The following is a 24,788-nucleotide window of genomic DNA, read 5'->3' on the forward strand; positions in this document are numbered from 1 at the left end:
CAAGTGGCCCAGCGCACAAAGAGAGGGCGGACCCGGTGGGTCCGCCCTGCTGAAGTCGATGAATGTCCTGCTCAGGCCCCTACGCCGGCACCGGCGCCGGCGCGGTCGAGCCGCGCACCACCAGCTCCGGCTCGAAGAGCAGCTCGTCCGTGGTGGCCGCCGCGCCCTCGATCTGGTTCACCAGGACGTCGACCGCGGCCTGCCCCATGAGCTCGATCGGCTGGCGCACCGTGGTCAGCGGCGGATCGGTGCAGGTCATCAGTGCACTGTCGTCGAAGCCGACCACCGAGACGTCGCTCGGCACGTCCAGGCCGAGGCGACGGGCGGCCCGGATCGAGCCCAGCGCCAGCACGTCGCTGGCGCAGATCAGCCCGGTGGCGCCGCGCTGGATCAGGCGGGTGGCGGCCAGCCGGGCGCTCTCCATCGAGAAGCTCGTGCGCTCGACGAGCCATTCCGCCGCGGACCCGGTCCACTGTGCCGCCTCGGCCACCGCCGCCAGCTTGCGCCGCGACGGGACGTGGTCCTCGGGACCCAGCACCATCCCGATCCGTTCGTGACCCAGCGATCGCAGGTGGCCGTACGCCTGCTCGACGGCTACCGCGTCGTCGGTGGAGATGTGCGGGAAGCCGAGGCCGTCCACGCCCGCGTTCACCATCACCACGGGCATCCGCCGGTCCAGCAGCTGCTTGTAGTGCCCGTGCTCGGCGGCGGCCAGCGCGTAGGACCCACCGGCGAAGACGACGCCGGACACCTGGTGGTCCAGCAGCATCTCGATGTAGTCACGCTCGGGCACGCCGCCGATCGTGCGGGCGCACAGGGCCGGCGTGAAGCCACGCTGGGCGAGGGAGGCGGTGACCACCTCGGCGAGCGCGGGGAAGATCGGGTTCTGCAGCTCGGGCAGCACCAGCCCGACCAGGCGGCCGCGTTCGCCGCGCAGCTTGGTCGGCCGTTCGTAGCCCAGGACGTCGAGGGCGGTCAGCACGGAGGCGCGGGTGGCCTCGGACACCCCGCTGCGGCCGTTGAGCACCCGGCTCACGGTCGCCTCGCTGACGCCGGCTTTCTTGGCCACCTCGGCCAGGCGTTTGATCACAGCGGAATCCTACGTCGAAACATTGCAAGATTCGAACTGACTCTTGCATCCGATGACGGATCGCTGCCGTGTCTTGCGGATGCAGTGAGTTTCCGTCGCGGAGAAGCAGGTTTCCATACGCTCAGTAGCGGTGTACCCGCTCTGCACTCAGGAGGAGATCCGATGGTCAGGAAGGGCTCCGCGCGAGCGGGTCAGGACGTACCGGCGCTTCTGCGTTCCCCCGAGATGGTGCTCGCCGCGCTGCATGCCGCTCCGGCCGTGCTGGTCATCGCCGACTCCGCCGGCGACGTCGTGTACCGGAACATCGCCGCTGACCAGCTCGCCCGGCACACCGTCGAGGAATACGGGGAAGCAGTGCTGCTGCACCTGCGGGACGGGCTCAAGAACGTCATGCGGACGGAGACCGAGTTCCCGCTCACCACGCACATCCCGATGGAGGTCGGCGGCAGGAAACTGCACGGCGGCACCACGATCCACCGCTTCGCCGGCGGCTACGTCATCACGTGGTCCGACGAGACCGACAAGGTCGAGGCGACCGAGCTCGTCAACTCTCTGGTCGCCGAACTGAACCGGGCCAGCAACGAACTCGCCGAGGCGGGCCGCCAACTGGCCGAGGCCGCCGGGCAGAGCGCCGAGCGGGCCGACGCGATCTCGCGGAACTCCAGCGAGATGGCCGAGAGCATCCGGGAGATCGCCTCCCGGGTCACCAGCGCGACGTCCAGCACGGACACGGCGGTCGTGTCGGCGCGCGCGACCGCCACCAGCATGGAACAGCTCCAGGGCTCGAGCCAGGAGATCGGCAACGTCACCAAGCTCATCATCGCCGTGGCCGAACAGACCAAGCTGCTGGCTCTCAACGCGCAGATCGAGTCGGCGCGTGCCGGCGCGGCGGGCAAGGGCTTCGCGGTCGTGGCCGGCGAGGTCAAGGAGCTGGCCGGGCGCAGCGCGGAGGCGACCCAGCAGATCATCCGCATGATCGAGGCCATTCAGGGCGAGAGCCTGCAGGCGGTCGACGGCATCTCGGGCATCGTCGGGCTGATCGAGAACATCGCCGAACAGCAGACGATGATCGCGGCCGCGGTCGAGGAGCAGACCGCGACCAGCGCGGAGATGTCCGGCGGCATGCACGCCGTGGCCGAGTCCGCGTCCGCGGCCGCCCGGGGCGCCGAGACCGTGCTTGCCGCGGCGGCGAACCTGCGGGAGCAGGCCGACCGGCTCCGCCGGCTCACCGCCTGAGCATCCGGCTCACGCCGTGGCGACGCGGTTGCGGCCGCCCTCCTTGGCGAGATACAGGCCGTGGTCGGCGCGGGCGACGAGGGTGTCGAGGATGTCGTCGTCGGGGCCGAGGGACGCAAGACCCACGCTGATGGTGACCTCCACCGGGCCCTCCCGGGTCGGCACCGGCTCGGCCGCCACTCCGGCCCGCATGCGCTCGGCGAGCTCCGCGCCGCCGTCCCCGGCCTCCGGCAGGATGATGAGGAACTCCTCGCCGCCGTACCGGCCGAGCACGTCCGACGAGCGGATGACGCCGCCCAGCCGGGCCGCCACCTCCCGGATCACGTCGTCGCCGCAGCCGTGGCCGTACCGGTCGTTGATGCTCTTGAAGTGGTCGATGTCCGCCATGACCGCGGTGAGCGGCCGCCGGCTGCGGCGGGCCACGCCGAACAGCGTCTCGCCCAGCTGGAAGGCGTGCCGCCGGTTGGCGATGCCGGTCAGCCCGTCGGTCGTGGCCAGCCGCTCGACCCGGCTGAACAGCTCCGCGTTGTCGTACGCGCTCATGCCCTGGCCGGCCAGCGTCGACACGACCTGGCGGTGGCCGTCGTCGAACTGCTCGCCGCCGAGGAACAGCACCGCGACCAGCCCCTCGCGGCCGCGCAGCGGTACGACGAGCCACGCCGGCGGGTTGCCGAGCACCTCCGCGACGACGGCTGGCGCGTTCGCCGCCCACCCTCCGGAGACGAGCGAGGTGGTCACCAGGTCCGCCGTCTGGAAGTCGGCGGTGAGCGTCACCTCGTACCCGCAGGCGACCGTGCCCGGGCCCGTCGCCGCCACGACCGTCAGCTTGCCGTCACCGGCGCGCAGCAGACAGCTCCGGCCGGCCCCGGCCTGCCCGACCAGCGTGCCGGCGAGGCGGTGGAGCACCTCCTGCGGATCGAGGATCGCGCTGAGCTCGGCGAGGCTGGACCGCAGCGTCTCGGCCAGTTCCTGCTGCCTGATGGCCACCTGCACCGCGAGCTCGAGCTGCGCCGCCCGGGCCGTCTGGAGCGCCACCGCCACGTGGCTCGTGACGGTGGTGAGCACGTCGATGTCCTCGTCGGTGAAGACGCCGCGGGCCAGGCGGCTGTCCAGGTACACGACGCCGAGCAGCCGTCCCTTCAGCTGTACGGGCGCGACCATGATGCTGCGCAGCCCGTGCGCGACGACGCTGCGCGACCCCAGGGCGGCGCCCTCCTCGGTGCCGGTCAGGACCAGCGGCTCGCCGCTCTCGCGTACCCGCCGCAGCAGCGTGGAGCCGTAGTCGCTGACCGTGTGCAGCTCGTCGCCGGTGGAGTCCAGCCCGGCGTAGAGCTCGAGCTGGTCGTCGTCGCCGACGAGGAAGAACAGGGCCCGCTCCGCGCCGAAGATGCGCAACGTCTCGGCGAGCGTGACCCGGGCCAGCTCGCGCGGCTCGAGCACGGTGGCGGCGGCCAGGGCCACCCGCTGCATCGCCTCGAGGTCGCGCTCCCGGGCGCGCTCGCGGGTGCGGTGGGACGTGCCGCCGGCCGCCGTGCCCGACTCCACGTCGCCGAACTCGGCGCGGATCTGCTGCGCCCGGTGCTCCAGGCCGTAGTAGGTGGCGATGGAGTACGCCAGACGGGCCTGGCGCTGAGCCTCACCCGTCATGCCGAGCGCCCGCAGCGAACGGGCCCGGATCCGGGACGCCTCGAGGGTTACCAGCGGGCTGTCCAGCGGACGGGCCTTCTGCTCGGCCCGGTCCGCAAGTTCCAGAGCCTGCGCCGGGTCGCCGGTGAGCTGGCAGTAGGCCGCCCGGGCCATCTGGTGCCCGATCTTGAGCAGCGGAGTGTCGGCATGCCGGCCCAGGTCCGCGATCGCCCGGCGGGCGACGGCGAGGCGTGCCGCCCGTTCCTCCGCCGGCGCCAGGCGGCACTGAGCCAGGCGACCGTGCGCGAGGAAGAGGAAGAAGTACTTGTGGATGGCCATCATCCCCGAACGGCGCAGCCCGATCGCCTCGAACTCGGCGACCGCCTCGTCGAAAGGCGCCCCGAACTCGCCCTGCTCCACCAGGCTGTGCATGGCCGCGACGGACAGGTTGGCTCGCTGGGCAACCGCTCCGCCGTCGCGGACCGAGGCCCGCATGGTCGTCAGCGCGGCCGCCGCCTCGCCGTTGTGGCCCTGTTGTGCCGGCACCATGACCCGCGCCATGCCGATGCTGGTGCCGTTGATCCGGCCGGCGGTTCCGGGCAGCAGCGACTCGCACTGCTGCAGGGCGGCGGCCGCCTCGAGCGGCCGCCCTCGCAGGAGCAGCCGGATGACCACGGTGCCGAACCCGCCGAGCAGCTGAGCCGGGGCCAGCCAGCGGGTGTGCTTCTCCACCGCCCGCTCCCACGCCCCGCCGTCGTCGTGACCGCCGAAGAGCAGGCCCGTGCCACGGACCCAGTCCACGAAGGCGATCAGCACCGGGTCCGCCAGGTCGCGGGCCGCGGAGGCTGCCAGTGCCCAGCACCGCTCGGCCGGACGGAGTCGGCCCATGAGCGCCGGCACGATGCCGAGCAGCGCATACGTCCGCACGTAGTGCGGCCCAGGCCCGAGACGGTTGACCAGGAACAGCGCGCGCAGCACGTACAGCAGGACGTGCGGGATCCGCATGCCGATGACCGAGCCGTACGCGCACGCCTCGAGCAGAGATGCCCGGATCAGGTACTCCTCGCGCTGCCGGCCGCGTACCGTGCCGAAGCCGATCCCGGTGCGGCGGACGAAGGACCCGGCGATCCCGGCACCGAGGGTGGACAACGCAAGCCGAATCCGGCCGCTCGGCGTCGCGTGGCCCAGCTCCGCCAGCGCCGTGGAGGCGGCGGCGACCGCACGGTCGTCGGCGTACTCGATCGTGTGCACCTCGGCCATCGCGTTCCAGAGCTTCGCGCGCCACCACGGGTCGGTCTCCGTACGCAGGGCCCGCTCGATGCGATCGCGCGCCGCGTCGACCCGTCCCACCCGCAGGGTCGCCGTGACGATCGCGTGGCGAACCTCCGAGGCCACCGGCAGCGAACCCGCCTCGGCCGCCTCCTCCGCCCGCTCGAGGAACCGCAGGGCCTCCGCCGGGGAACCGTCGGCGAGGGCGTTATGCCCGGCCGCCACGAGACTGCGGTACAGCGCCGCCTCGTCGCCGGCGACGGCACCGCGCAGGTAGTGATCGGCGACCGAGTACGCGTGCTCGGCGTCGCGCGTGGCCGGATCCTGGGCCTCCAGCACCTCGGCGATACGGCGGTGCAGCCGGCGTACCCGCTCGTCGTCGGCCGAGTCGAGCAGAGCCGTACGGACGCCGGCGTGCACGAAGCCGTACCGGCCGTCCTCGCGGAGCTCCAGGAGCCGCTGCGCCGTCGCGGCCTCGATCGCGGCCGTCACCTTGTCGTCGGTGTGTCCGGCGGCCGCCGCCAGGACGTCGGCCCGGAAGCGGTTGCCGATGCAGGCGGCCACCACCAACACGTCCACGACCTCCGCCGGCAGGTCCGCGATCCGCGACACCAACAGGTCGTGTCCCGCCGCCGGCAGCGCGTCCAGCCGCGAGTCGTCCAGCTTCCACGTCCCCCAGTACGGCGACAGCAGCGCCTTGTCGACCAGCGCGCGCAGGTACTCGACCACGGCGAGCGGCAGGCCGCCGGTCCGGGTCAGGACGTGCGCGGCGAGCGCGGGATTGACAGCCGCTCCGGGCAGCCGCGAGCTGATCAGCTCCGCCGTGGCGCCCTGGCCGAGTGCACCGGCGACCACTTCGGTGTCGAGCACCGCACCGTACGCGGCACGCAGCGGCGCGGCCGCGGCGCCCTCGACCGCGGTGAGGACCACCAGCATCGGTGTGCCGGGCAGCAGGTCGGCGAGCCCGGTGAGGACCTGCCCCGACCGCTCGTCCAGGTCGTGCGCGTCGTCCAGGACCAGCAGGGCACCCCCGTCGCCCCGGCCCAGCTCGGCGAGGAACACCGCGACGGCCCCGGCGAACTGGTCCTCGCCGGCCGTGGCCCCGTCGGGTACGTCGGCGAGGATCGTGGCCAGGCGGGGGGACAGCGCCTTGAGCAGACCCGCGCCGGCCGCCATCGCCGCGTCGCGGACCCGCCGGTGCGCCGGATGATCGGGTGGCAGGGCAGCCAGATCCGTGAGGTGCTTCTCCACGGCCTCGCGTACCGCCGCGAGCGGCCCGCTCCCGCCGGTGCAGCGGGCGCTCAGCACCGCTGCGCCCGCGTCGGCCGCCAGGTCGGCGAGGGCCTGGGCGAGGTGAGTCCGGCCGCCGCCGGCCGGCCCGCGGACCAGCGCCATCCCGCCCCTACCGGCCCGGGCGGACTCCCATCGGGCTCGCAGGAGATCCATCTCGGCCTGCCGCCCGCACAGCGGCCAGCGGTCCGACGAGCTCACGGGTGCCGCGTCGCCGGCACCGGAACACCGTGCCAGGGCGGCGAGCAGCTCCGGGGTGCCGCGGTAACGGTCGTCGGGATCCTTCGCGAGCAGCCGCGTGATGATGGCGCCCAGCTGTGCACCGGCCTCCGGGCGGAGGCCGCACACGTCCGGTACGGCCTGCACGGCATGCATCCGCAGCAGCTCGCCGACGTTGGCCGCCTGGAACGGCGGTCGCCCGGTCAGGCACTCGAACAGCAGGACGCCCAGGGAGTACAGGTCGGAGCGGTGATCCACCGGCCGCTTGAGCATGCCCGTCTGTTCCGGGGCGGCGTAGACGAAGGTTCCGGTGGCGGTGTCGGCGTCGGAGGGCTGGCTCGCCATCCCGGCGAGGCCGAAGTCGATCAGCTTGGCGGGCCCCACCGGCGGCACCATGACGTTCTGCGGCTTCAGGTCCCGGTGCACCACCCCGCCGCGGTGGGCCGCGGCGAGCGCATCGGCCAGCTCGCGGGCCAGCTGGACCACCCGGTCCACCGCGAGCGGCCCGTTCGCCAGGAGGTTCGCCAGCGACTGCCCCGGCACCAGCTCGGTCACCAGCGCCGGTCGGCCCTCGTGCAGGCCCGACGCATACGTCCGCAGAATCCCGGGATGGTCCAGGCTCGCCAGCAGCGCCGCCTCCCGCCGGAGATCCAGCACCGCATCGGGGGAGTCCGCCGCCGCGCCACGCAGCAGTTTGACGGCGTAGAAATCGTCGCCCCGGCGGGCCCGGAACACGCTGGTGTACGCGCCGCGCCCCAGCTCCGACTCCAGCACCAGCTCGCTGAGATCGGCTACCGCCACGCGCCTCACCATCCCGTCCTCAGCGCTCGTCCCTCCCATCGACCGGAGGGCGTCCCGCCTGAGAAGGATGCGCCCGATTAGCCGGAAACGCCCGCGAACTCCCGGCGCAAGGTGCGATGTTGGTAATCGCGACGAAGGATGGGGCGGGATGCGATGAGTGAGTGGCAGACCGGTACCGAGGAGTGGACCGACGAGGCTCCCCTGGAGACCGGCCAGTACACGACGGACGTGCGAGACTCGGTGCACCGGCTCGCGGACGTCAGCAGCGACATGGCGACGGCGACCCGGTCGGCCGTACGCGCGGCCGAGACTGCCGTCGCGGTCATCCAGCGACTGGACGCCAGCAGCACCGAGATCGGCAAGGTCGTGCAGCTGATCGCCACGATCGCCAAGCAGACCAACCTGCTCGCGCTGAACGCCACGATCGAGGCGGCGCGGGCGGGCGAGGCCGGTCGCGGCTTCGCGGTGGTGGCGAGCGAGGTCAAGGACCTGGCGAACGAGACGGCGACCGCGACCAACGAGATCGGCGGGCAGGTGGGCGGCATCCGGGCCGACACCCAGAACGCGGTCTCGGCGATCGAGGAGATGCAGTCGCTGATCGAGGAGCTGGACCGCTGCCAGAAGGTGATCAGCGGGATCGTGGCGGAGCAGCAGGCGGGCTGACCACGCCCGCCCGCCGGCCCCACGGCTTGTACGTCGACAGCACCGTCTGCAGGATCAGCAGCGAGCTCGAGACGGCCGGCGCGACGACCATGTCGAGCCGATTCCGCCACGGCAGGGCACCGGCCAGGTCCCCGGCCTCGGCGAGGCCGGGGCGCAGCAGGAACAGCACCAGAATGAGCATCAGCGTGGTGAGCACCAGCTTCGCCAGCACCCACCAGTAGCGGGTCAGGCGCCACGGGGTGAAGGCGGCGTTCACCACGCCGATCACCCACACCAGCACGCTCAGCGGGACGAACAGGGTCCGCCCGGCCAGGCTCTGGGCCGGGTAGACCACGGCTGGGTCGGCACCGCTCAGGCCGGCGATGCCGAGCATCAGCAGGACCAGGTCCACCCCGAGCCAGCCCACGGCCGTGATGACGTGCGCCGTCAGGACAAATTTGCGCCACGCGGGCGGCAGGAGAGGCATGCCGCCGAGCATGCCGGGCCCGGCGGTCCCCGTCATGCTCCTGCGGGAGCAATGCGCCGTACGCCCGCCGGCGTACGTCAGGCAGCCGCGTCGAGCCGCGTAAGCAGGCCGTCGTCCAGCTTCAGTTCGGCGGGGATCGGCCGGCGGATGGACGAGCTGACGGCGCAGCGCGCGCACATCCGGGAGAAGATCCGCTACTACGGTCGCTCGACGGGCCGGCTGGGGAAGAATAGGCGGATGGCCCGACGTGCAACGCGGCGCCGCCCGGCGGCCGCGCCCGGAATCGACGAGACCGCACCCTGCCCGTGCGGGCTCGGTCAGCCGTACGGCGAGTGCTGCGGTCCCGCCCACCGCGGCCACGCTCCCGCGACCGCCGAGGCGCTGATGCGCTCCCGGTACGCCGCCTTCGCCCTGGACGACGCCGAGTACGTGATGCGCTCCTGGCATCCGATCACCCGCCCGGCCTCCGTCGAGGCGGACCCGTCGATGCGGTGGACCGGCCTCGACGTGCTCGAGTCCACCGGCGGCGGGCTCTTCGACGCCGAGGGCGTGGTCGAGTTCCGGGCCCACTACCGCGACGGCGGCCGACCCGGGGACATGCGCGAGCGCAGCCGCTTCGTGCGTCATGACGGTCAGTGGGTGTACTGGGGTCCGCTCCTTACCGGCGGGACTCTCGCCAACAGCTGACCTCGTGTGATCTGCTGCAGGGGATCATCGTCAGGAGGTCAACGTGTCGTCGCACCAGCGGCCGCTGGAGCCGGGCATCGTCCGGGACTTCAAGGTCAATCTGTCGTACGGGAAATATCTGGATCTCGACCGGATCCTCTCCGCGCAGCATCCGGTCAGCGTGCCCGAGCACCACGACGAGCTGCTCTTCATCCTGCAGCACCAGACCTCGGAGCTCTGGCTCAAGCTGGTCCTGCACGAGCTGCGCGCGGTCCGGCGGCAGCTGGCCGCCGACGAGCTGCGGCCGGCGCTCAAGGGCCTGGCCCGGGTGAAGCACATCCAGCGCTGCCTGACCGAGCAGTGGTCGGTGCTGGCCACCCTGACGCCCAGCGAGTACGCCGAGTTCCGCAGCTTCCTGGGCACCTCCTCGGGCTTCCAGTCGTACCAGTACCGCGCCGTGGAGTTCATCCTCGGCAACAAGGACCGGCGGATGCTGTCGATCTTCGATGACGATCCGGCGGCCCGCGAGATGCTGGTCGAGGCGCTGGAGACGCCCAGCGTCTACGACGAGTTCCTGCGTTTTCTGGCCCGCCGGGGCCACGCGGTGCCGGTCGAGCTGCTGCAGCGAGACGTGACGCTGCCGTGGCGCTTCCACGCCGACCTGGTGCCCGTCTACGTGACGATCTACGAGAACAAGGACAAGTACTGGGAGGCGTACGAGGCCTGCGAGGAGCTCGTGGACCTCGAGGAGAACTTCCAGCTCTGGCGCTTCCGTCACCTCAAGACGGTCGAGCGCACGATCGGCGTGAAGCGCGGCACCGGCGGCTCCAGCGGCGTGGACTTCCTGCGCAAGGCCCTCGACCTGACGTTCTTCCCCGAGCTGTACGCGGTCCGCACCGAGATCGGGGTGGAGGACCTGTGACGGACGATCTGCTGGAGCGGGCCGAGGCGCTGGACGCCGCCGATCCGCTGGGGCCGCTGCGGGACCGCTTCCTGGCCCCCGCCGACTTCGACGTCGTCTCCTATCTCGACGGCAACTCGCTGGGCCGGCCGCTGCGCGCCACCGAGGAGCTCATGGCACGGTTCCTCCGCGAGCAGTGGGCGGGCCGGCTGATCCGCGGCTGGACCGACGGCTGGCTGGAGTGGCCGCAGCGGCTCGGCGACCGCCTCGGCGAGATCGCCCTGGGTGCCGCCGCGGGGCAGATCGTGGTCGCCGACTCCACCACCGTGCTGCTCTACAAGCTGGTGCGCGCGGCCGTCGACGCCCGCCCCGGCCGCCGCCGCATCGTGCTGGACACCGACAACTTCCCGACCGATCGGTACGTGTGCGAGGCCGTGGCCGCCGAACGCGGCGCCGAGCTGGTCTGGATCGACACCGACCCGGCCGCCGGGATCACGCCGGAACAGGTGTCCGCGGTGGTCGACGACGACACCGCGCTCGTGCTGTTCAGCCACGTCGCGTACCGCTCGGGCTGGCTCGCCGACGTCGCGGAGATCAACCGGATCGCGCACGCCGCCGGGGCGCTGACCCTGTGGGACCTGTGCCACTCGGCCGGCTCGGTCGAGGTCGAGCTCGACGCGTGGGGCGTGGACCTCGCCGTCGGCTGCACGTACAAGTACCTCAACGGCGGTCCTGGGGCGCCCGCGTTCGCTTACCTGCGGGCCGGCCTTCAGGACGAGGTGCGGCAGCCGATCTGGGGCTGGATGGGCCACCGGGCGTCGTTCGAGATGGGAGCCGGGCACGATCCGGCCCCGGGCGCCCGCGCGCTGCTCAGCGGCACCCCGCCGATCCTGGGCATGGTGCCGCTGCACGCCAGCCTGGACCTGTACGCCGAGGCCGGGATCGCCGCCGTACGCGCGAAGTCGCTGCTGCTCACCGACTACGTGATCGAGCTGGCCGACCGCTGGCTGGCGCCGCTGGGCGTCGAGGTGGCCGGTCCGCGGGAGCCCGGCCGCCGCGGCGGCCACGTGACCCTGCGCCGGCCCGGCTTCCAGGACCTGCTCGACCCGCTGTGGGAGCGCGGGGTGATCCCCGACTACCGCCGCCCCGACGGACTGCGCATCGGCCCGGCCCCGCTGAGCACCGGCTTCGCGGAAGTCCACCGGGGACTGAGCATCCTGCGGGACCTGCTCGAGAAGCAGCGATGACATGGTGGGTGCCGGACTCGGTGTGGTGGGACGGGCGGTTGCACACCGGTACGGCGCTGCGCGACGGCGTGCTCACCCGGGTCGGTGACCTGCCGGAGGACGGCGAGCGCGTACGGCTGCCCGGAACCGTGCTGCCCGGGCTCGGCGATGCCCACGTCCACTCCGCGCTGGTGGACGTCGCGACGCTGCGAGCCGGAGGGATCGCCTGGGCGTGGGATCTCGGCGGCGCACCCTGGGCGGTCGCCGCGGTGGCGGCACGGCACCCGTGGCTGCGGTTCGCCGGGCCGTTCCTCACCGCGCCGGGCGGCTACCCCAGCGACCGTGCCTGGGCGCCGGCCGGAAGCTGCCGCCCGGTCCGCTCGGTGGCCGGCGCCGCCGAGGCGGTCGGTGAGGCGCACGCCGGGGGAGCGACGCTTATCAAGGTCACCGCGCACGCCGGCGGGCCGGTCCTGGCTCCGGAGGTGCTGGCCGCCGTCGTCGACGCGGCGCACGCCCGGGACCTGCCGGTGGTGGTGCACGCCGAGGGCCCCGGCATGGTCGCGGCCGCGTACGAGTCCGGCGCCGACCTGCTCGCCCACACACCGTGGACCGAGAAGCTCGACGATGCGCTCGTGCGGGCCTGCGCCGCGCGGATGACGTGGATCAGCACGCTCGACATCCACGGCTACGGCACACCGGTGCCGGAGCGGGCCACCGCCGTCGGCAACCTCCGGCTTTTCCTCGAGTACGGCGGGAAAGTCCGGTACGGCACCGACCTCGGCAACGGGCCCCTGCCGCCGGCGATCAACCCCCGCGAGGTGCGCGCACTGCAGGACGCCGGCCTCACCCCGGCGGAGGTGCTGGCGGCCATGGCCGATCCCGTACGCCCGGAGCTGAGCTGGCTGCCCGGCGGCCTCGACCTCGACCCCGCGGGGTTCGCCGGCTCGGTGGCCACCGCCCGGGTTCTGGGCCCCGAGGTGCGGCCCCGGCATATCGTCTGACCATGTCCATAACAGTGGTGAGCGGTGCGACGGGCCGCCTCGGTGGCCGGGTCGCGGCCCGGCTGGAGCGTCCCCAGCGGCTTCTCGTCCGTGACGCCGCACGCGCCCCGCGCATCCCCGGCGCCGAGGTGGCCGAGGCCGACTACGGCGATCCGGCCGCGGTCCGGGCCGCGCTGGCGGGCGCCGGGACCGTCCTGATGGTCTCGGCGTCGGAGAGTCCCGACCGCGTCGACCGGCATCGCGCCTTCGTCGACGCCGCGGCGGAGGCCGGCGTCGGTCACCTCGTCTACACGTCCTTCGCCGGTGCGCGCCCGGACGCCACCTTCACCCTGGCGCGCGACCACTGGGCCACCGAGGAGCACATCCGCGCCAGCGGGCTGCCCTTCACGTTCCTGCGCGACAACCTCTACGCCGACTTCGTGCCCGGGCTGGTGGGCGAGGACGGCGTGATCCGCGGCCCGGCGGGCAACGGACGGGCGGCGCTCGTGGCCCAGGACGACATCGCCGACGCGATCGTCTCGGTGCTGCGTGATCCGGGCCCGCACGCCGGCCGCACGTACGACCTCACCGGGCCGGAGGCGCTCACGTTCGCCGAGATCGCCGCGCTGCTCGGCGAGGCGATCGGCCAGGAGATCCGCTACCACGACGAGACGGTCGAGGAGGCGTACGCGTCCCGCGCGTCCTACGGCGCACCGGACTGGCAGGTCGACGCGTGGGTGAGTACGTACACGGCGGTGGCCGCCGGCGAACTGGCCACGGTGGACCCCGCGATCGAACGGCTCACCGGCCGCCGTCCGAAGACCCTCGCGGAGCTGTTGCGGTGACCCTAGAGTCGGCGGGGTGAGACACGGCGGCATGGTGCGGCTGGACCGCGGCGACGAGACGCTCATCGGCGCCGAGTCCCCGACCCGCTACCAGCTCGCCTCGGTGAGCAAGCAGTTCACCGCCGCCGCCGTCCTGCTGCTGGCGCAGGACGGCCGGTTACGGCTGGAGGATCCGCTCGACCGCTGGATCGCCGGGTGGCCCGGGGTGACCCTGCACCATCTGCTCGCGCACACCTCCGGGATCGGGCACTGGCACGACTACCCGATGATCGACCTCGGGCGCCGGGTCGGTGCCGCCGAGCTGGTCGAGACCTTCCGCCGGGTGCCGCCGCTGTTCGCGCCCGGTGCCGGCTGGCGCTACAGCAGCCCCGCGTACGTGCTGGCGGCCCAGGTCGTGGAGCGCGTGGCCGACGTTCCGTACCGGGATTTCCTCGCCCGCCGCGTTTTCGGGCCCGCCGGTCTTGCCGCGACCTTCGCCGGCTCGCCCGGCGACCTCGACGACATCGCGCCCGGGCACGACGAGCACGGCGAGCCCCTGCCGTCCTGGGACCTCGACGTGGTCGGCATGGGCGCGGGCGACGTCTGGAGCACCACCGGCGACATGGTCGCGTGGCTGCGCCGGCTGTGGGCCGGCGACGTGCTGCGCGAGCCTCTTCGCACATTGATGCTCACCGAGCGCGCGGCGACGGGCAACGCCGATGACCACTCACGCGGCTACGGATACGGCTGGTTCGTGGGCACCTACCACGGCGAGCCGTGGTTTCAGCACAGCGGGCACAACGCGGGGTACAAGACCTTCGTCGCCTGCCTGCCCGAGTCGGACCGCCGTCTCGTGGTGCTGAGCAACAGCGAGGCGCTGGACCCGGCGTCCATCTTCGCGCTGCTGGAGCGGCTGCTCTAGAGGTCCACGGTCTCGCCGGTCGTGGCGCTCATCCGGGCCGCGTCGAGGACGTCCATGTTCCGCACCGCGTCCCACGGGTCCACCGGCGGCGGCCCCTCACCCCGCACGGCGGCCGCGAACGCCGGGTAGAAGCTGTCCCAGCGGCCGCGCTCGCTGCGTACGGGCGCGCCGGTCGTCCCGCGGTAGAGGCGGCCCCACGCGTGCTCCGGCTCGACACCCCAGCGGTCGCCGAGAGCGGCGGGGGACCGGCCGGCCTTGAGCGCCGCCTCCTGGCCGTCGATGCCGTCGACGATGTACGTGCCGGTCGTGCCGGAGACGCGGAAGCGCGGGCCGGGCGCCGCCTGCCGCCAGCTGCCCCACAGGTGCGACTCGACGCCGCCGGCGTGGTGCAGCGCCACGAAGACGTCGCTGTCGAGGTCGCCGTCGCTGCGCATCTCCGCGTACACCCGGGAGACCGGGCCGAAGAGCAGGTGGGCCTGGTCGACCAGGTGGGCGCCGAAGTCGAGCAATGTGCCGCCGCCCGCGGCCGGCGGCTGCCGCTGCGGGTCCCAGCGCTCGAAACGGGACTCGAAGCGGCGGATCTCGCCGAGCGCGTCCTCCGCCATCAGCCGGCGCACCGTGAGCAGGTCGGCGTCGAAGCGGCGGTTCTGGTAGACGGTCAGCAGCACGCCCCGGTCCGCGGCGATGGTGGTGACCTCGCGGGCCGCCTCGGCGTCGAGCGCGAACGGCTTGTCGACGACCACGGCCAGCCCCTGCGCGATCGCCTCGCGGGCGAGCGAGGCGTGCGTGGCGGCCGGGGTCGAGATCGCCACGGCGTCGGCTCCCGCGGCGGCCAGGTCGGCGATCGAGTCGTACGCCGGCACTCCGGGATGGGCCTTGGCCAGCTCCTCGCGCCGCTGCGCCGAACGGGTCACCACGCCCGCGAACTCGACGCCCTCCGCCGACGCGATCAGAGGCGCGTGGAAGATGCGCCCGCCCGAGCCGTACCCGACGAGGCCGATCCGTGTTGCCGTCATGTTTCGGATCTTACAAACCGCGAACCCGGCCGACCGTGACGCAGGACACCCCTCCGGGCCGCTGGCACCGTGGGCGGAGGGCTGGATACGAAACGTGAACGCGGCGTGTCGGAAGGTTGACGACTGTCCGTCGCGAGGCAGTTCCCGCGCCACCATGGGCGCCATGGAGCCCGCACAGCTGGACCGCACCCCGTTCGCGGACCTCGACCGGATGTCGCCCGACATGTTCGCCATGCTCGTGGCGGCGCTCGAGGCGATGTCCCGCCATCCCGAGATCCGCCGGGTCCGGCACGCGGGCTGGGAGGCGCTGCGCCCCTCGCCCGGCCAGCGGCTGCTCGACGCCGGGTGCGGGGCCGGGGACGTGGCCCGCGAGCTGGCCGCGGCGGTCGTGCCGGACGGCGAGGTGGTCGCCCTCGACTTCTCCGCGGCGACCCTGGCCGCCGCCCGCGACCGGGACACCGGCGGCGCGATCCGCTACGTCACCGGGGACGTCTGCGCCCTCGACTTCGACGACGAGACCTTCGACGGGGTCTGGTGCGAGCGCGTGCTCCAGCACGTCGCCGACGCCGAAGCCGCGATCGGCGAACTGATCCGGGTGACCCGCACCGGGGGCCGGGTCTGCCTGCTCGACACCGACTGGGCGTCGCTGGCCTTCGACGGTGTCGACGGTGCGCTCGCCGGTACGGTCATCGACCACATGCACGGCCGGCTCACGCCGCGGCAGCTCGACATGGGCCGCACGCTGCGCCGCCGCCTGCTCGACCACGGCCTGCAAGACGTCACGGCGACGCCGGTGACCTGCTACTTCCCCGACCCGGGCTCCGCGGCCGTGGTGCTGCCCATGGTCAACCACGAGGTCCCGGAGTCGACCTGGGCGACCCCCGCCGGCCTGCGGGACGAATGGTTCAGCCAGGTGGACTCCGCCGGGGAGCGTGGCGACTTCCTCGCGGTCCTGACCATCTGGGCGGTCGCCGGAACGGTGTGAGAGGCGGTATGTTACCGGCGAGTAGCATCGAGAGGAGTGTCATGCCGACGCTGGACCGCCACGACGACGTCTTCGTCCTCGACCTGGGCGACGGGGAGAACCGCTTCCATCCGGACTGGATCGCCGAGGTGAACGCCGCGCTGGACCGGGTGGAGGCCGCGGGCGGCGCCCGCGCGCTGGTCACCGCCGCCACGGGCAAGATCTTCTCCAACGGCCTCGACCTCGACTGGCTGGGCGACAACGGCGACAAGTTCCAGGAGTACGCGGTCTCGGTGCACGCGCTGTTCGCCCGGGTGCTGTCGCTGCCGCTGATCACCGTCGCCGCCCTGCAGGGCCACACCTTCGCCGCCGGGGCAATGCTGTCGCTCGCCCACGACTTCCGCGTGATGCGCGCCGACCGCGGCTACTGGTGCCTGCCCGAGGCGGACATCGAAATTCCGTTCACGCGCGGCATGTCCGCGCTGATCCAGGCCCGGCTGGCACCGCGCACCGCGCACGAGGCGATGACGACCGCCCGCCGCTACGGCGGCAGCGACGCCCTGGCCGCGGGCATCGTCGACCAGGCGGTCCCCGAGGCCGAGGTGCGCCCCACGGCCCTGGCGATCGCCGCCGCGCAGGCCGGGAAGGCCGGCACCACCCTGGCCACCATCAAGGCCCGCATGTACGCGGGGGTGCTGGACACCCTGCGCGACAAGGACAACCCGCTGGGCTGAATCACTGCGCCCGGCGGAAATGGTGGCGTTTGCGCTCGTCGCGGAGGACGAAATCGAGCCGGGCCAGCTCCTCCCGCGGTAGGCGGCGACCACCTCCGCGGCGGGGACGGTACTAGCGGCGAAAGTCGTCGTCACCCCCGCCAAAGTCGACGGGTCAGAGCAGCACCTGGGCCACACCGGGCACCGGTAGCGAACCCGCGACGCCGCCGGGGATCCCCTCGTCCACGGGCAGCCATGTCACCGTCCCGGAGCGCTGGTTGGCCACGTACAGCCACCGGCCGGTGGGGTCCAGGGCGAGGTGGCGCGGCCAGACCCCGCCGCACGCCGGGTCGGCCACCCGTTGCAGGTGCGTGCCGGAGTCGCGGGTGGCGAAGACGGCGACCGTGTTCGTGCCACGGTTGCTGACGTAGACGTGGTGTCCGTCCGGCGAGACGGCGATCTCGCCCGGGTAGTTCTCCGCGCCGGCGTCCGCTGCCGCCGCGATCACCTGGCCGGGCTTGAGGACGCCGTCGCTCCACGCGCAGACGGTGACGGTGGAGTCGAGTTCGCCGGCGACGTACGCCACCTCGCCGTCGGGGTGGAAGGCGAGATGGCGCGGGCCGCTGCCGGGTGCCAGCGCGGTCCGGGCCACCTCGGTCAGCGTGCCGGCCCGTGCGTCCAGGGTGTACGTGAAGATGCTGTCGCGCCCCAGGTCGACCGCGAGCACGTACGTCCCCAGCGGATCGACCACCACCTGGTGGGCGTGGGACGGCCGGCGATGCGTGCCCTGCGGGCGTACGTCCGTGGCGGCACCCACCGTGCCGTCGGCGCCGATCGGGTGGGTGACCACGGCTCCGGCGCCGTAGAGCGACACGAACAGGAAGCTGCCGCCGGGGTGCACCGCGACGTGTGCCGGTCCGCCGCCGGTCGCCACGGTGTTGAGCACGGTGAGCTCCGGGGTCAGGGCGCTGACCGTGCCCTGGTCCTGCTCGCTGATCGCGTAGAGGATGCTTCCGGCGGGGCTGGTCGCCAGCCACGACGGGTCTCGCACCGCGGCGGTGGTGTTCTCGACCGCGGGCGCGCCGGTCGCCGGGTCGATCCGCCCGCGTGCGATGCCCGGGCCGCCCTCCGACGTGTAGCTGCCGAAGTGGAAACCCGTCAACGCTGCCTCCTCGCCGGCGACCGCGGGCAGGGCCGTGGCGGCACCGGCTCCGGCGGCGGCGGTCGCCGCGGCGGCGCCCCCCAGGTGGAGGAGGGCGCGCCGCGAGATCCTCAGCCCATACACGACTATCAATGTATAGGAGGGGTCAGGGCACGACCACCATGGCGTCCAGCAGGCGGTCCAGCGCGATGCTGGCGAAGCCTACGCGTACGTCGCTCGCACCGTACGGCAGCCACAGCCGGCCGTCGTGCAGCACGCCGCCGCAGGAGTAGACGACGTTGGGGACGTACCCCTCGCGCTCGACGTCGTCCGGCTCCAGCAGGCCGTGCGGGAGGTCGGCGATGACCCGCTCCGGATGGTCGAGGTCGAGCAGCATCGCGCCGATCGCGTACCGGCGCATCGGGCCGACGCCGTGGGTCAGCACCAGCCAGCCCGCCGGGGTCTCCACCGGCGAGCCGCAGTTGCCCACCTGGATCAGGTCCCACCCGCGGTGCGGGATGAGCAGCGGGACGGCCTCCTGCCAGCGGTTGGACGCGTCGCACTCGCTGAGGCCCAGCGTCTCGCCGTCGGAGCGGCACAGCGCGAGGCGGCGCCCGTTGACCGGCCGCGGGAACAGCGCCATGCCCTTGTTGCGAGCCGCGGGCCCGCGCAGTGCCGTCACCTCGAAGTGCCGCAGGTCCCGGGACTGCAGCATGCGCCCGCCGATCTGCCGGCCGTCGTACGCGGTGTAGGTCGCCAGGTACGCCATCCGCCCGTCGGGCTCGGCGACCTGCACGAACCGCGCGTCCTCCATGCCGTTGCTCTCGGCCGGTGCGGCGGGCCAGAGCACCCGCTGGTGCAGCGGCACGGAGGCCGGGAACGTCACCGCGTAGTCCGTGGCGGTGATCTCCCGCAGCACCGCGAGCGTCTCGCCGGTGGTCGGGCGGGCCAGCAGCTCGCCCGGGAGGTGGCCGAGGACGTCCTCGAACTCCTCGTCGGAATACCGCTCCGGCAGCGAGCCCAGGACGCTGCACGTCAGCTCGTTGTCGATGTCGAGCTCGGCGAGGCCGGCGGCGAGCAGGTCGCGCTGGTGCTTGGCATCCGTCCGCTCGCCGATCACGAGCGGGCCGGCGCGGTCCTCCAGCCGGATGGCGTCGTGCGGGCCGAGCACGGCCGAGCAGAAGCCGATCGAGGAGATGTGCCCCTCGCCGATCTGCCGGAGGCTGATGGCCACCCGCAGCTCGCCGGGCTCGAGGCCGCTCTGATCCGGGTGCGGCACCATCGACGGGTTGCACAGCGCCGCCGCCTCGACCGCGAACTCGTGGCTGAAGTACGCGCCGATCAGCGTCCGAGCGTTCGGCGACAGCTCGACCTCCGGCGGCACCCGGTGGTGCACGACGTCGTAGTGATGCTGGAACGTGGCCAGGATGTCGTGGTGCCGGCCGGAGAATTTCTCCAGGACGTCGTCGAGCAGCCGCCCGATCTCGTTCTCGTCGAGCTGCAGGATCCGCTCGATGAGGCTCGAGGCGCGGTTCTGCGCGAGCTGGGCGTCCTCGCCGGGCACGAACAACTTGATCACCACGCGTCGCCCGTCGGGCTGCATGGTGAGCGCATGGCGCTGGACGAGGGTGGTGGTGCGGACCCCGTACGGGTCGATTGTTGCGGTCACGCTAGGCCGCCTGACGGTCGGGTCGCGCCGCGGCCTGCCAACGCACGAGCATGCTGCAACGTGGAGACCAGCGCGAGAGTGGATTCGGCACCTTGGTTCAGATTAGGCCCATCCGGCGTCAAACCGTCATATCCTCCGCCGGTCAGGGGGTCGTACATCACCGTGCCGGTGTCGTTGTCGCCCAGGAACCACGCGATCGCCTGGACGAGCGGCGACTCCCAGCTGTCGTCACCGGTCACAGCGGCGGCGGTGGCGCAGGCGTCGGCGGTGGCGGCGGCCTCGATCGGCTGCTGGTCGAAACGGTGCCGCTCCGCGCCGGGACGCCAGCCGCCCACCGGCACGATCGACAGGTGGCCCTGGTGGTTCTGCATCCGGCACAGCCAGCCCAGCATCCGCAGCCCGTCGGCGAGCAGCGGCTCGTCGCCGAGCAGATCGCCGGCGTGGATCAGGACCTCCGGCAGGGCCGGGTTGGCGTACGTCAGCTCGCGTTCCGGCCAGACCCACTGCGGGTCGCGGCCGGGCAGCCCGATGACCGTGGCGGCGTCGCCGAGCAGCTGCGCCGCGTCGCCCGCCCGCGGATCGGCACGCAGCACCTCGGCCGCGCCCAGCCCCGCGAACGCCATCGCCCGCGGCCACGGCGAGCGCTGCCGGACGGCGACGGCGAACGCCTCGCGGGCCTCCTTGCGGATCCACGGGACCGTGCTGCGAGCCGCGGCGGTGCCCAGGCCCCAGACGGCGCGGCCCCACCAGTCGCCCGTGCTCGGTTCGTCGAGCCAGCGGCGGTCGTACGAGAGCCGGTTGCGGACCTTTCCGTCCGGCGCCGTCGCGTGGTTCAGGAAGGCGAGGTAGCGCTCGGCCAGCCCGACGACCTGCGCGGTCGGCTGCGGTTCCCGGCTGGCGACCACCAGGCCGCGGGCGACGTCATCGACGCAGTAGCCGTGCTCGCGCCGGACGATCGCGTTGCGCGCGTGCTCGAGCAGGCCGGTGTCGTCGGAGAGGCGGGCGACGTGCGACCAGTTCGGCTCGGGCGCATCGATCAGCTGCAGGGGCGGCGGTACCAGCCGCAGGGAGACGCTCACGCGGGCACGGAGGCGGCGACGGGCGTACGGTCCGCGAGCAGCCGGGCGGCGAGGCTCTGGTAGCGGGCGGCCACCGCGGGCCACCGCAGTGTGGGGCCGCCGGTCAGGCCGGTCAGCCGGCTGGCCGCGTCCGGGGCGTCCAGCAGGCGCCGGATGCCGGCCGCCATCGCCTCCGGGTCCTGGTGCGGCACGAGCAGGCCGGGCCCGTCGGCGAGCAGCTCCACCGCGTGCGGGAACTCGGTCGCGACGACCGGAACCCCGGCGCCGACCGCCTCGATGAGCACCCCGGAGGTGACCTGCTCCGTCGAGTCGTACGGCAGCACCACCACGTCGGCGGAGCGGATCAGCCGGCTGAGCGCGGCCTGGTCCAGGTAGACGTCCTCCCACCGCAGATGCCGGGCCACGCCGAGCTCGTCCGCCAGCGCCTTGAGCGACTCCCGGTACGCGTCACCGTGCTGCTCCAGCACCTTCGGGTGGGTACGTCCGGCCACGGTGTACACCGGCGCCGGATCCATGTCGCCCAGCAGGGCCAGCGCGCGCAGCGCCCACTCGATGCCCTTGCCCGGGCCGAGCAGCCCCCAGGTCAGCAGGTGGGGCACTTCGAGCGTCTCGCGGGGCGCGCTGCTGTGGCTGCCGGCGCCGTGCGGGATGACCGTCACCTTGCGGGGGTCGACCCGGTAGCCGGCGGTCAGCCGGTGGCGGGCGGTGTCCGTCATGGTCACCACCGCGTCGGCGGCGGCGACGATGCGCTCGAGCACCGAACGCTGCGTCCGCGAGGGCGTGCTGAGCACGGTGTGCAGGACCACGATCGTCGGCACCTTGAGGGCATGTAGCAGGGGCAGCACCTCGTCGCCGTCGATGCCGGGGTAGATGCCGTACTCGTGCTGCACGACCGCGACGTCGAAGCGGTTCAGGGCGTTCGCCGCGGCGCCCCACCCGCCGGCCGCGTCCGTGTGCCAGGTGTGCACGACCCGCGGGGCCGCCCGATCGACTTCCAGCCCGCCGCCGGCCGCGTCCGCGGAGAGCAGCCGGACCACGCCGCTGCCGGGCGCGCCCCCGGTGAGGTGGGACGCCAATGCCGCATTGAACGTCGCCAAACCGCATTGGGTCGGGGGATAGGTGCTGAGAAAGCCGTACGTGGCGGGCATGACGGGCCCTTTCTGCTCAGGTTTGCTGCCTCCCCGCAGCGTTCTGTGATTTATGGAGAATCACCGCAAATCGGTAACAGAACGGTAACAAGAACGGTCTGATCAGCCGACCAATTCGCGGTAAATCCTCAGGTAGTCGTCGACCATGCGGTCCGCCCCGAAGCGGCTGCGGGCACGCGCCCGGCACGCCGCCCGGTCGATGCGCCCGATGTCCGCGACGGCGGCCACGGCCTCGTCCACACCGTCGACCAGCCGGCCGGTGAGACCCTCGTCCACCACCTCCGGCATCGATCCCTTCCGGTACGCGACGACGGGCGTCCCGCAGATCATGGACTCCACCACGGACAGGCCGAACGGCTCGGCGAACCGGATCGGGTGCAGCAGGGCCGCGCTGCCGCCCAGGATCCGTGCCCGGTCAGCGGGGCCGACCGAGCCGAGATAGACCACCCGCTCCCCGTCGATGTGGGGCTCGACCTGCTCGTGGAAATAGCGCTCGTCCTGGATGATGCCGCACAGGGTGAGCCGGCGCCCCGCGCGACGGGCGATCTCGACGGCCGCGTGCGTGCCCTTGTCGGGGTGGATCCGGCCGAAACAGACGAGGCCGTCGCCGCCGTCCGCGCCGAACGGCAGCTCGTCGAGGTCGACGCCGTGGTAGACGGTGGCGACGTAGTCCAGGTCGGGGGAGCGGTCGGCGTCCGAGATCGAGACGAAGGCCGAGCGGGCCCGCCGGTACGCCGGCAGGATGTTCGGGCCGGAGAAGCCGTGGATCGTGGTGAGCATCGGCGCCCGGCAGTGCCCCGAGAACGCGAGCGGCAGCCAGTCCAGGTGGTTGTGCACGAGGTCGAAGTCGCCGGAGCGTTCCAGGGCGTACGCGACGTGCAGCGCCTCCCACACCCGGCCGTCGATCTCCGGATCCTCCTCGTAGCCGCGCGCGACCACGCCGTCCAGGGTGGCCTTGGTGACCGAGTCGAGCGTCGCGAACAGCGTCACGTCGACACCGCGCGCCGTCAGCCCCTCGGCGAGCAGGCTGGTGACGAGCTCCCACGGACCGTAATGGACGGGCGGCGTACGCCACGCGATCGGACCCAGCAGCGCCACCTTCATGATCCTCAGTATGCGAGGCGATCCGGTGTTTCGTCCGGGGTTCGCGTGTTAAAGAGGGACCATGGAGAACCCCTGGTGGCACAGTGCCGTCGTTTACCAGATCTATCCGCGGAGCTTCGCCGACGCCGACGGCGACGGCATGGGTGACCTGAAGGGGATCATCCGGCACCTCGACCACATCGCCGGTCTCGGCGTCGACGTCATCTGGCTGTCGCCGATCTACCGGTCGCCGCAGGACGACAACGGCTACGACATCAGCGAGTACCAGGACATCGATCCGGTGTTCGGCACCCTGGCCGACTTCGACGAGCTGCTCGCCGCGGTGCACGAGCGCGGCATGCGGCTGGTCATGGACCTGGTCGTCAACCACTCGTCCGACGAGCACGCCTGGTTCGTCGAGAGCCGGTCGGGCAAGGACAGCCCGAAGCGGGACTGGTACTGGTGGCGCCCGGCCCGGGCGGGCATGGAACCCGGCACGCCCGGCGCCGAGCCGAACAACTGGGGATCGGTCTTCGGCGGCTCCGCCTGGGAGTACGACCCGACCTCCGGCGAGTATTACCTGCACATCTTCAGCCGCAAGCAGCCCGACCTCAACTGGGAGAACCCCGAGGTCCGCGAGGCCGTGTACGCGATGATGAACTGGTGGCTCGACCGGGGCGTGGACGGCTTCCGGATGGACGTCATCGACCACATCTCCAAGGACACGTCGCTGCCCGACGGCGCCGTACCCCCCGGCTCGCCCTACGGCGTGGGCGCCCCGCACTACATGAACGGGCCGCGCAACCACGAGTTCCTGCACGAGATGCACGAGCGGGTCTTCGCCGGCCGGGACGCGATGCTGACCGTCGGCGAGATGCCCGGCGTCACCGTCGAGGAGGCCATCCGCTACACCGACCCCGCGCGCGGCGAGGTCGACATGGTGTTCGGCTTCGAGCACGTCTTCGTGGATCGCGGCCCCGATCCGTGGCTGCTCTACCCGTTGCAGCTCACCAAGCTCAAGGCCATCTTCGGGCGCTGGCAGGCCGGCCTCGCCGAGGTCGGCTGGAACAGTCTCTACTGGAACAACCACGACCAGCCCCGGGTGGTCTCCCGCTTCGGCGACGACTCCCCGCAGTACAGGGTCCGCTCGGCCAAGATGCTCGGCGCGGTGCTGCACCTGCACCGCGGTACGCCGTACGTCTATCAGGGCGAGGAACTGGGCATGACCAACGCGCCGTTCGCCTCGATCGCGGACTTCCGCGACATCGAGGCGCTCGGCCAGTACGCCCAGGCGACCCGGTACGAGGGCCGCTCACCCGAGGACGTCCTCACCGTTCTGCGGGCCCGGGGCCGTGACAACGCCCGTACGCCGATGCAGTGGGATTCCTCGCCGCAGGCGGGATTCACGACCGGGACGCCGTGGCTCGCGGTGAATCCGAATCACACCGAGATCAACGCCGCGGCGGCGGTGCAGGACCCGGAATCGGTCTACCACTTCTACCGCCGGCTCATCGAGCTGCGGCACAAGGACCCGGTCGTCGTGTACGGCGACTTCACGATGCTGCTGCCCGACGACGAGCAGCTCTACGCCTTCACCCGCCGCCACGGCGACGCGGAGCTCCTGGTGATCGGCAACTTCTCGGGTGAGCGGGCCCGCGCGGACGTCCCGGACGCCGCGGCGTGGTCGGCGGCCGAACTGGTGCTGACCAACGCCCCGGCGCCGGCCGGCCTCGAGCTGGAGCCCTGGCAGGTGGTGGTCTACCGGCGCACCGCTTGACCTCAACCGGACTTCAACG

At 72.6% G+C, this 24,788-nt stretch carries 20 protein-coding genes; 11 read left to right on the plus strand and 9 right to left on the minus strand.

Features of this window, described 5'->3' with window-relative positions; translation table 11 throughout:
- Positions 1-79: 79 nt before the first annotated feature.
- Positions 80-1,090 carry a LacI family DNA-binding transcriptional regulator gene (locus ACIBO8_RS15615; RefSeq protein WP_396115887.1) on the minus strand — a complete coding sequence of 337 codons (1,011 nt, stop codon included), beginning with the start codon at positions 1,088-1,090 and terminating at the stop codon, positions 80-82.
- Between the two features lie 162 nt (positions 1,091-1,252).
- On the opposite strand from ACIBO8_RS15615, the gene ACIBO8_RS15620 reads away from it, so the two are divergent.
- Complete coding sequence (locus tag ACIBO8_RS15620) at positions 1,253-2,326, plus strand: methyl-accepting chemotaxis protein (RefSeq protein ID WP_396115888.1); 1,074 nt, start codon at positions 1,253-1,255, stop codon at positions 2,324-2,326.
- 9 nt (positions 2,327-2,335) lie between these two features.
- On the opposite strand, the gene ACIBO8_RS15625 is transcribed toward ACIBO8_RS15620, so the two are convergent.
- Positions 2,336-7,531 (minus strand): diguanylate cyclase, encoded by a 5,196-nt coding sequence (locus ACIBO8_RS15625; protein WP_396115889.1) that lies wholly within the window; start codon positions 7,529-7,531, stop codon positions 2,336-2,338.
- A gap of 153 nt (positions 7,532-7,684) precedes the next feature.
- Here ACIBO8_RS15625 and ACIBO8_RS15630 point away from each other — a divergent pair, with 153 nt between their 5' ends.
- Positions 7,685-8,194 (plus strand): methyl-accepting chemotaxis protein, encoded by a 510-nt coding sequence (locus ACIBO8_RS15630; protein WP_396115890.1) that lies wholly within the window; start codon positions 7,685-7,687, stop codon positions 8,192-8,194.
- Here the strand turns inward: ACIBO8_RS15630 and ACIBO8_RS15635 are convergent.
- Positions 8,160-8,660 (minus strand): hypothetical protein, encoded by a 501-nt coding sequence (locus ACIBO8_RS15635; protein ID WP_396115891.1) that lies wholly within the window; start codon positions 8,658-8,660, stop codon positions 8,160-8,162. The two genes, ACIBO8_RS15630 and ACIBO8_RS15635, sit on opposite strands and share 35 nt — an antisense overlap.
- A 147-nt stretch (positions 8,661-8,807) precedes the next feature.
- On the opposite strand from ACIBO8_RS15635, the gene ACIBO8_RS15640 reads away from it, so the two are divergent.
- The 6 genes from ACIBO8_RS15640 to ACIBO8_RS15665 are packed head-to-tail and all read left to right on the plus strand — an operon-like array spanning position 8,808 to position 14,179.
- On the plus strand, positions 8,808-9,347 hold the full coding sequence (locus ACIBO8_RS15640) for a YchJ family protein (RefSeq protein WP_396115892.1): 540 nt from the start codon (positions 8,808-8,810) through the stop codon (positions 9,345-9,347).
- Positions 9,348-9,390: 43 nt separating this feature from the next.
- A complete protein-coding gene (gene kynA, locus ACIBO8_RS15645) occupies positions 9,391-10,248 on the plus strand; it encodes a tryptophan 2,3-dioxygenase (RefSeq protein ID WP_396115893.1) in 858 nt (285 codons plus the stop codon).
- On the plus strand, positions 10,245-11,474 hold the full coding sequence (gene kynU / locus ACIBO8_RS15650) for a kynureninase (protein WP_396115894.1): 1,230 nt from the start codon (positions 10,245-10,247) through the stop codon (positions 11,472-11,474). The genes kynA and kynU overlap by 4 nt, the downstream gene beginning before the upstream one ends.
- Positions 11,471-12,454, plus strand: a complete 984-nt coding sequence (locus ACIBO8_RS15655; protein ID WP_396115895.1) for an amidohydrolase family protein — start codon at positions 11,471-11,473, stop codon at positions 12,452-12,454. The genes kynU and ACIBO8_RS15655 overlap by 4 nt, the downstream gene beginning before the upstream one ends.
- A 2-nt stretch (positions 12,455-12,456) precedes the next feature.
- Entirely contained in the window at positions 12,457-13,278 is an 822-nt protein-coding gene (locus ACIBO8_RS15660) for an SDR family oxidoreductase (RefSeq protein WP_396115896.1), read from the plus strand.
- A 31-nt stretch (positions 13,279-13,309) separates the two neighbouring features.
- Positions 13,310-14,179, plus strand: a complete 870-nt coding sequence (locus ACIBO8_RS15665) for a serine hydrolase domain-containing protein (RefSeq protein ID WP_396116390.1) — start codon at positions 13,310-13,312, stop codon at positions 14,177-14,179.
- On the opposite strand, the gene ACIBO8_RS15670 is transcribed toward ACIBO8_RS15665, so the two are convergent.
- On the minus strand, positions 14,176-15,195 hold the full coding sequence (locus ACIBO8_RS15670) for a Gfo/Idh/MocA family oxidoreductase (protein ID WP_396115897.1): 1,020 nt from the start codon (positions 15,193-15,195) through the stop codon (positions 14,176-14,178). The genes ACIBO8_RS15665 and ACIBO8_RS15670 overlap by 4 nt on opposite strands.
- A gap of 163 nt (positions 15,196-15,358) precedes the next feature.
- On the opposite strand from ACIBO8_RS15670, the gene ACIBO8_RS15675 reads away from it, so the two are divergent.
- Positions 15,359-16,180 carry a methyltransferase domain-containing protein gene (locus ACIBO8_RS15675; protein ID WP_396115898.1) on the plus strand — a complete coding sequence of 274 codons (822 nt, stop codon included), beginning with the start codon at positions 15,359-15,361 and terminating at the stop codon, positions 16,178-16,180.
- A 41-nt stretch (positions 16,181-16,221) separates the two neighbouring features.
- Positions 16,222-16,893 carry an enoyl-CoA hydratase-related protein gene (locus ACIBO8_RS15680; RefSeq protein ID WP_396115899.1) on the plus strand — a complete coding sequence of 224 codons (672 nt, stop codon included), beginning with the start codon at positions 16,222-16,224 and terminating at the stop codon, positions 16,891-16,893.
- Between the two features lie 154 nt (positions 16,894-17,047).
- Here ACIBO8_RS15680 and ACIBO8_RS15685 read toward each other — a convergent pair whose 3' ends face one another.
- The 5 genes from ACIBO8_RS15685 to ACIBO8_RS15705 form a co-directional block, all read right to left on the minus strand.
- The gene (locus ACIBO8_RS15685) at positions 17,048-18,157 is read right to left on the minus strand and encodes a lactonase family protein (protein WP_396115900.1); all 1,110 of its coding nucleotides are present in this window, start codon (positions 18,155-18,157) and stop codon (positions 17,048-17,050) included.
- Positions 18,158-18,179: 22 nt separating this feature from the next.
- Positions 18,180-19,682 (minus strand): glycoside hydrolase family 130 protein, encoded by a 1,503-nt coding sequence (locus ACIBO8_RS15690; protein WP_396115901.1) that lies wholly within the window; start codon positions 19,680-19,682, stop codon positions 18,180-18,182.
- Positions 19,679-20,761 (minus strand): glycosyltransferase, encoded by a 1,083-nt coding sequence (locus ACIBO8_RS15695; protein WP_396115902.1) that lies wholly within the window; start codon positions 20,759-20,761, stop codon positions 19,679-19,681. Before ACIBO8_RS15695 ends, ACIBO8_RS15690 begins: the two co-directional genes overlap by 4 nt.
- A complete protein-coding gene (locus ACIBO8_RS15700) occupies positions 20,758-21,909 on the minus strand; it encodes a glycosyltransferase (protein ID WP_396115903.1) in 1,152 nt (383 codons plus the stop codon). Before ACIBO8_RS15700 ends, ACIBO8_RS15695 begins: the two co-directional genes overlap by 4 nt.
- A gap of 102 nt (positions 21,910-22,011) precedes the next feature.
- Positions 22,012-23,013: a glycosyltransferase family 4 protein gene (locus ACIBO8_RS15705; RefSeq protein ID WP_396115904.1), complete on the minus strand. Its 1,002-nt coding sequence runs from the start codon at positions 23,011-23,013 to the stop codon at positions 22,012-22,014.
- Between the two features lie 61 nt (positions 23,014-23,074).
- Between ACIBO8_RS15705 and ACIBO8_RS15710 the strand changes: the two genes are divergently transcribed.
- Positions 23,075-24,769 (plus strand): alpha-glucosidase, encoded by a 1,695-nt coding sequence (locus ACIBO8_RS15710; RefSeq protein WP_396115905.1) that lies wholly within the window; start codon positions 23,075-23,077, stop codon positions 24,767-24,769.
- Positions 24,770-24,788: the final 19 nt, after the last annotated feature.

It is taken from the genome of Actinoplanes sp. NPDC049681, assembly GCF_044465265.1.
GTDB lineage: Bacteria > Actinomycetota > Actinomycetes > Mycobacteriales > Micromonosporaceae > Actinoplanes.

Coding starts and splice junctions, on each gene's coding strand:
- ACIBO8_RS15620 (WP_396115888.1), top strand. CDS start 1,253: ATGGTCAGGAAGGGCTCCGCGCGAGCGGGTCAGGACGTACCGGCGCTT.
- ACIBO8_RS15630 (WP_396115890.1), top strand. CDS start 7,685: ATGAGTGAGTGGCAGACCGGTACCGAGGAGTGGACCGACGAGGCTCCC.
- ACIBO8_RS15635 (WP_396115891.1), bottom strand. CDS start 8,660: ATGCCTCTCCTGCCGCCCGCGTGGCGCAAATTTGTCCTGACGGCGCAC.
- ACIBO8_RS15640 (WP_396115892.1), top strand. CDS start 8,808: ATGGACGAGCTGACGGCGCAGCGCGCGCACATCCGGGAGAAGATCCGC.
- ACIBO8_RS15655 (WP_396115895.1), top strand. CDS start 11,471: ATGACATGGTGGGTGCCGGACTCGGTGTGGTGGGACGGGCGGTTGCAC.
- ACIBO8_RS15660 (WP_396115896.1), top strand. CDS start 12,457: ATGTCCATAACAGTGGTGAGCGGTGCGACGGGCCGCCTCGGTGGCCGG.
- ACIBO8_RS15665 (WP_396116390.1), top strand. CDS start 13,310: ATGGTGCGGCTGGACCGCGGCGACGAGACGCTCATCGGCGCCGAGTCC.
- ACIBO8_RS15670 (WP_396115897.1), bottom strand. CDS start 15,195: ATGACGGCAACACGGATCGGCCTCGTCGGGTACGGCTCGGGCGGGCGC.
- ACIBO8_RS15675 (WP_396115898.1), top strand. CDS start 15,359: ATGGAGCCCGCACAGCTGGACCGCACCCCGTTCGCGGACCTCGACCGG.
- ACIBO8_RS15680 (WP_396115899.1), top strand. CDS start 16,222: ATGCCGACGCTGGACCGCCACGACGACGTCTTCGTCCTCGACCTGGGC.
- ACIBO8_RS15700 (WP_396115903.1), bottom strand. CDS start 21,909: ATGCCCGCCACGTACGGCTTTCTCAGCACCTATCCCCCGACCCAATGC.
- ACIBO8_RS15705 (WP_396115904.1), bottom strand. CDS start 23,013: ATGAAGGTGGCGCTGCTGGGTCCGATCGCGTGGCGTACGCCGCCCGTC.
- ACIBO8_RS15710 (WP_396115905.1), top strand. CDS start 23,075: ATGGAGAACCCCTGGTGGCACAGTGCCGTCGTTTACCAGATCTATCCG.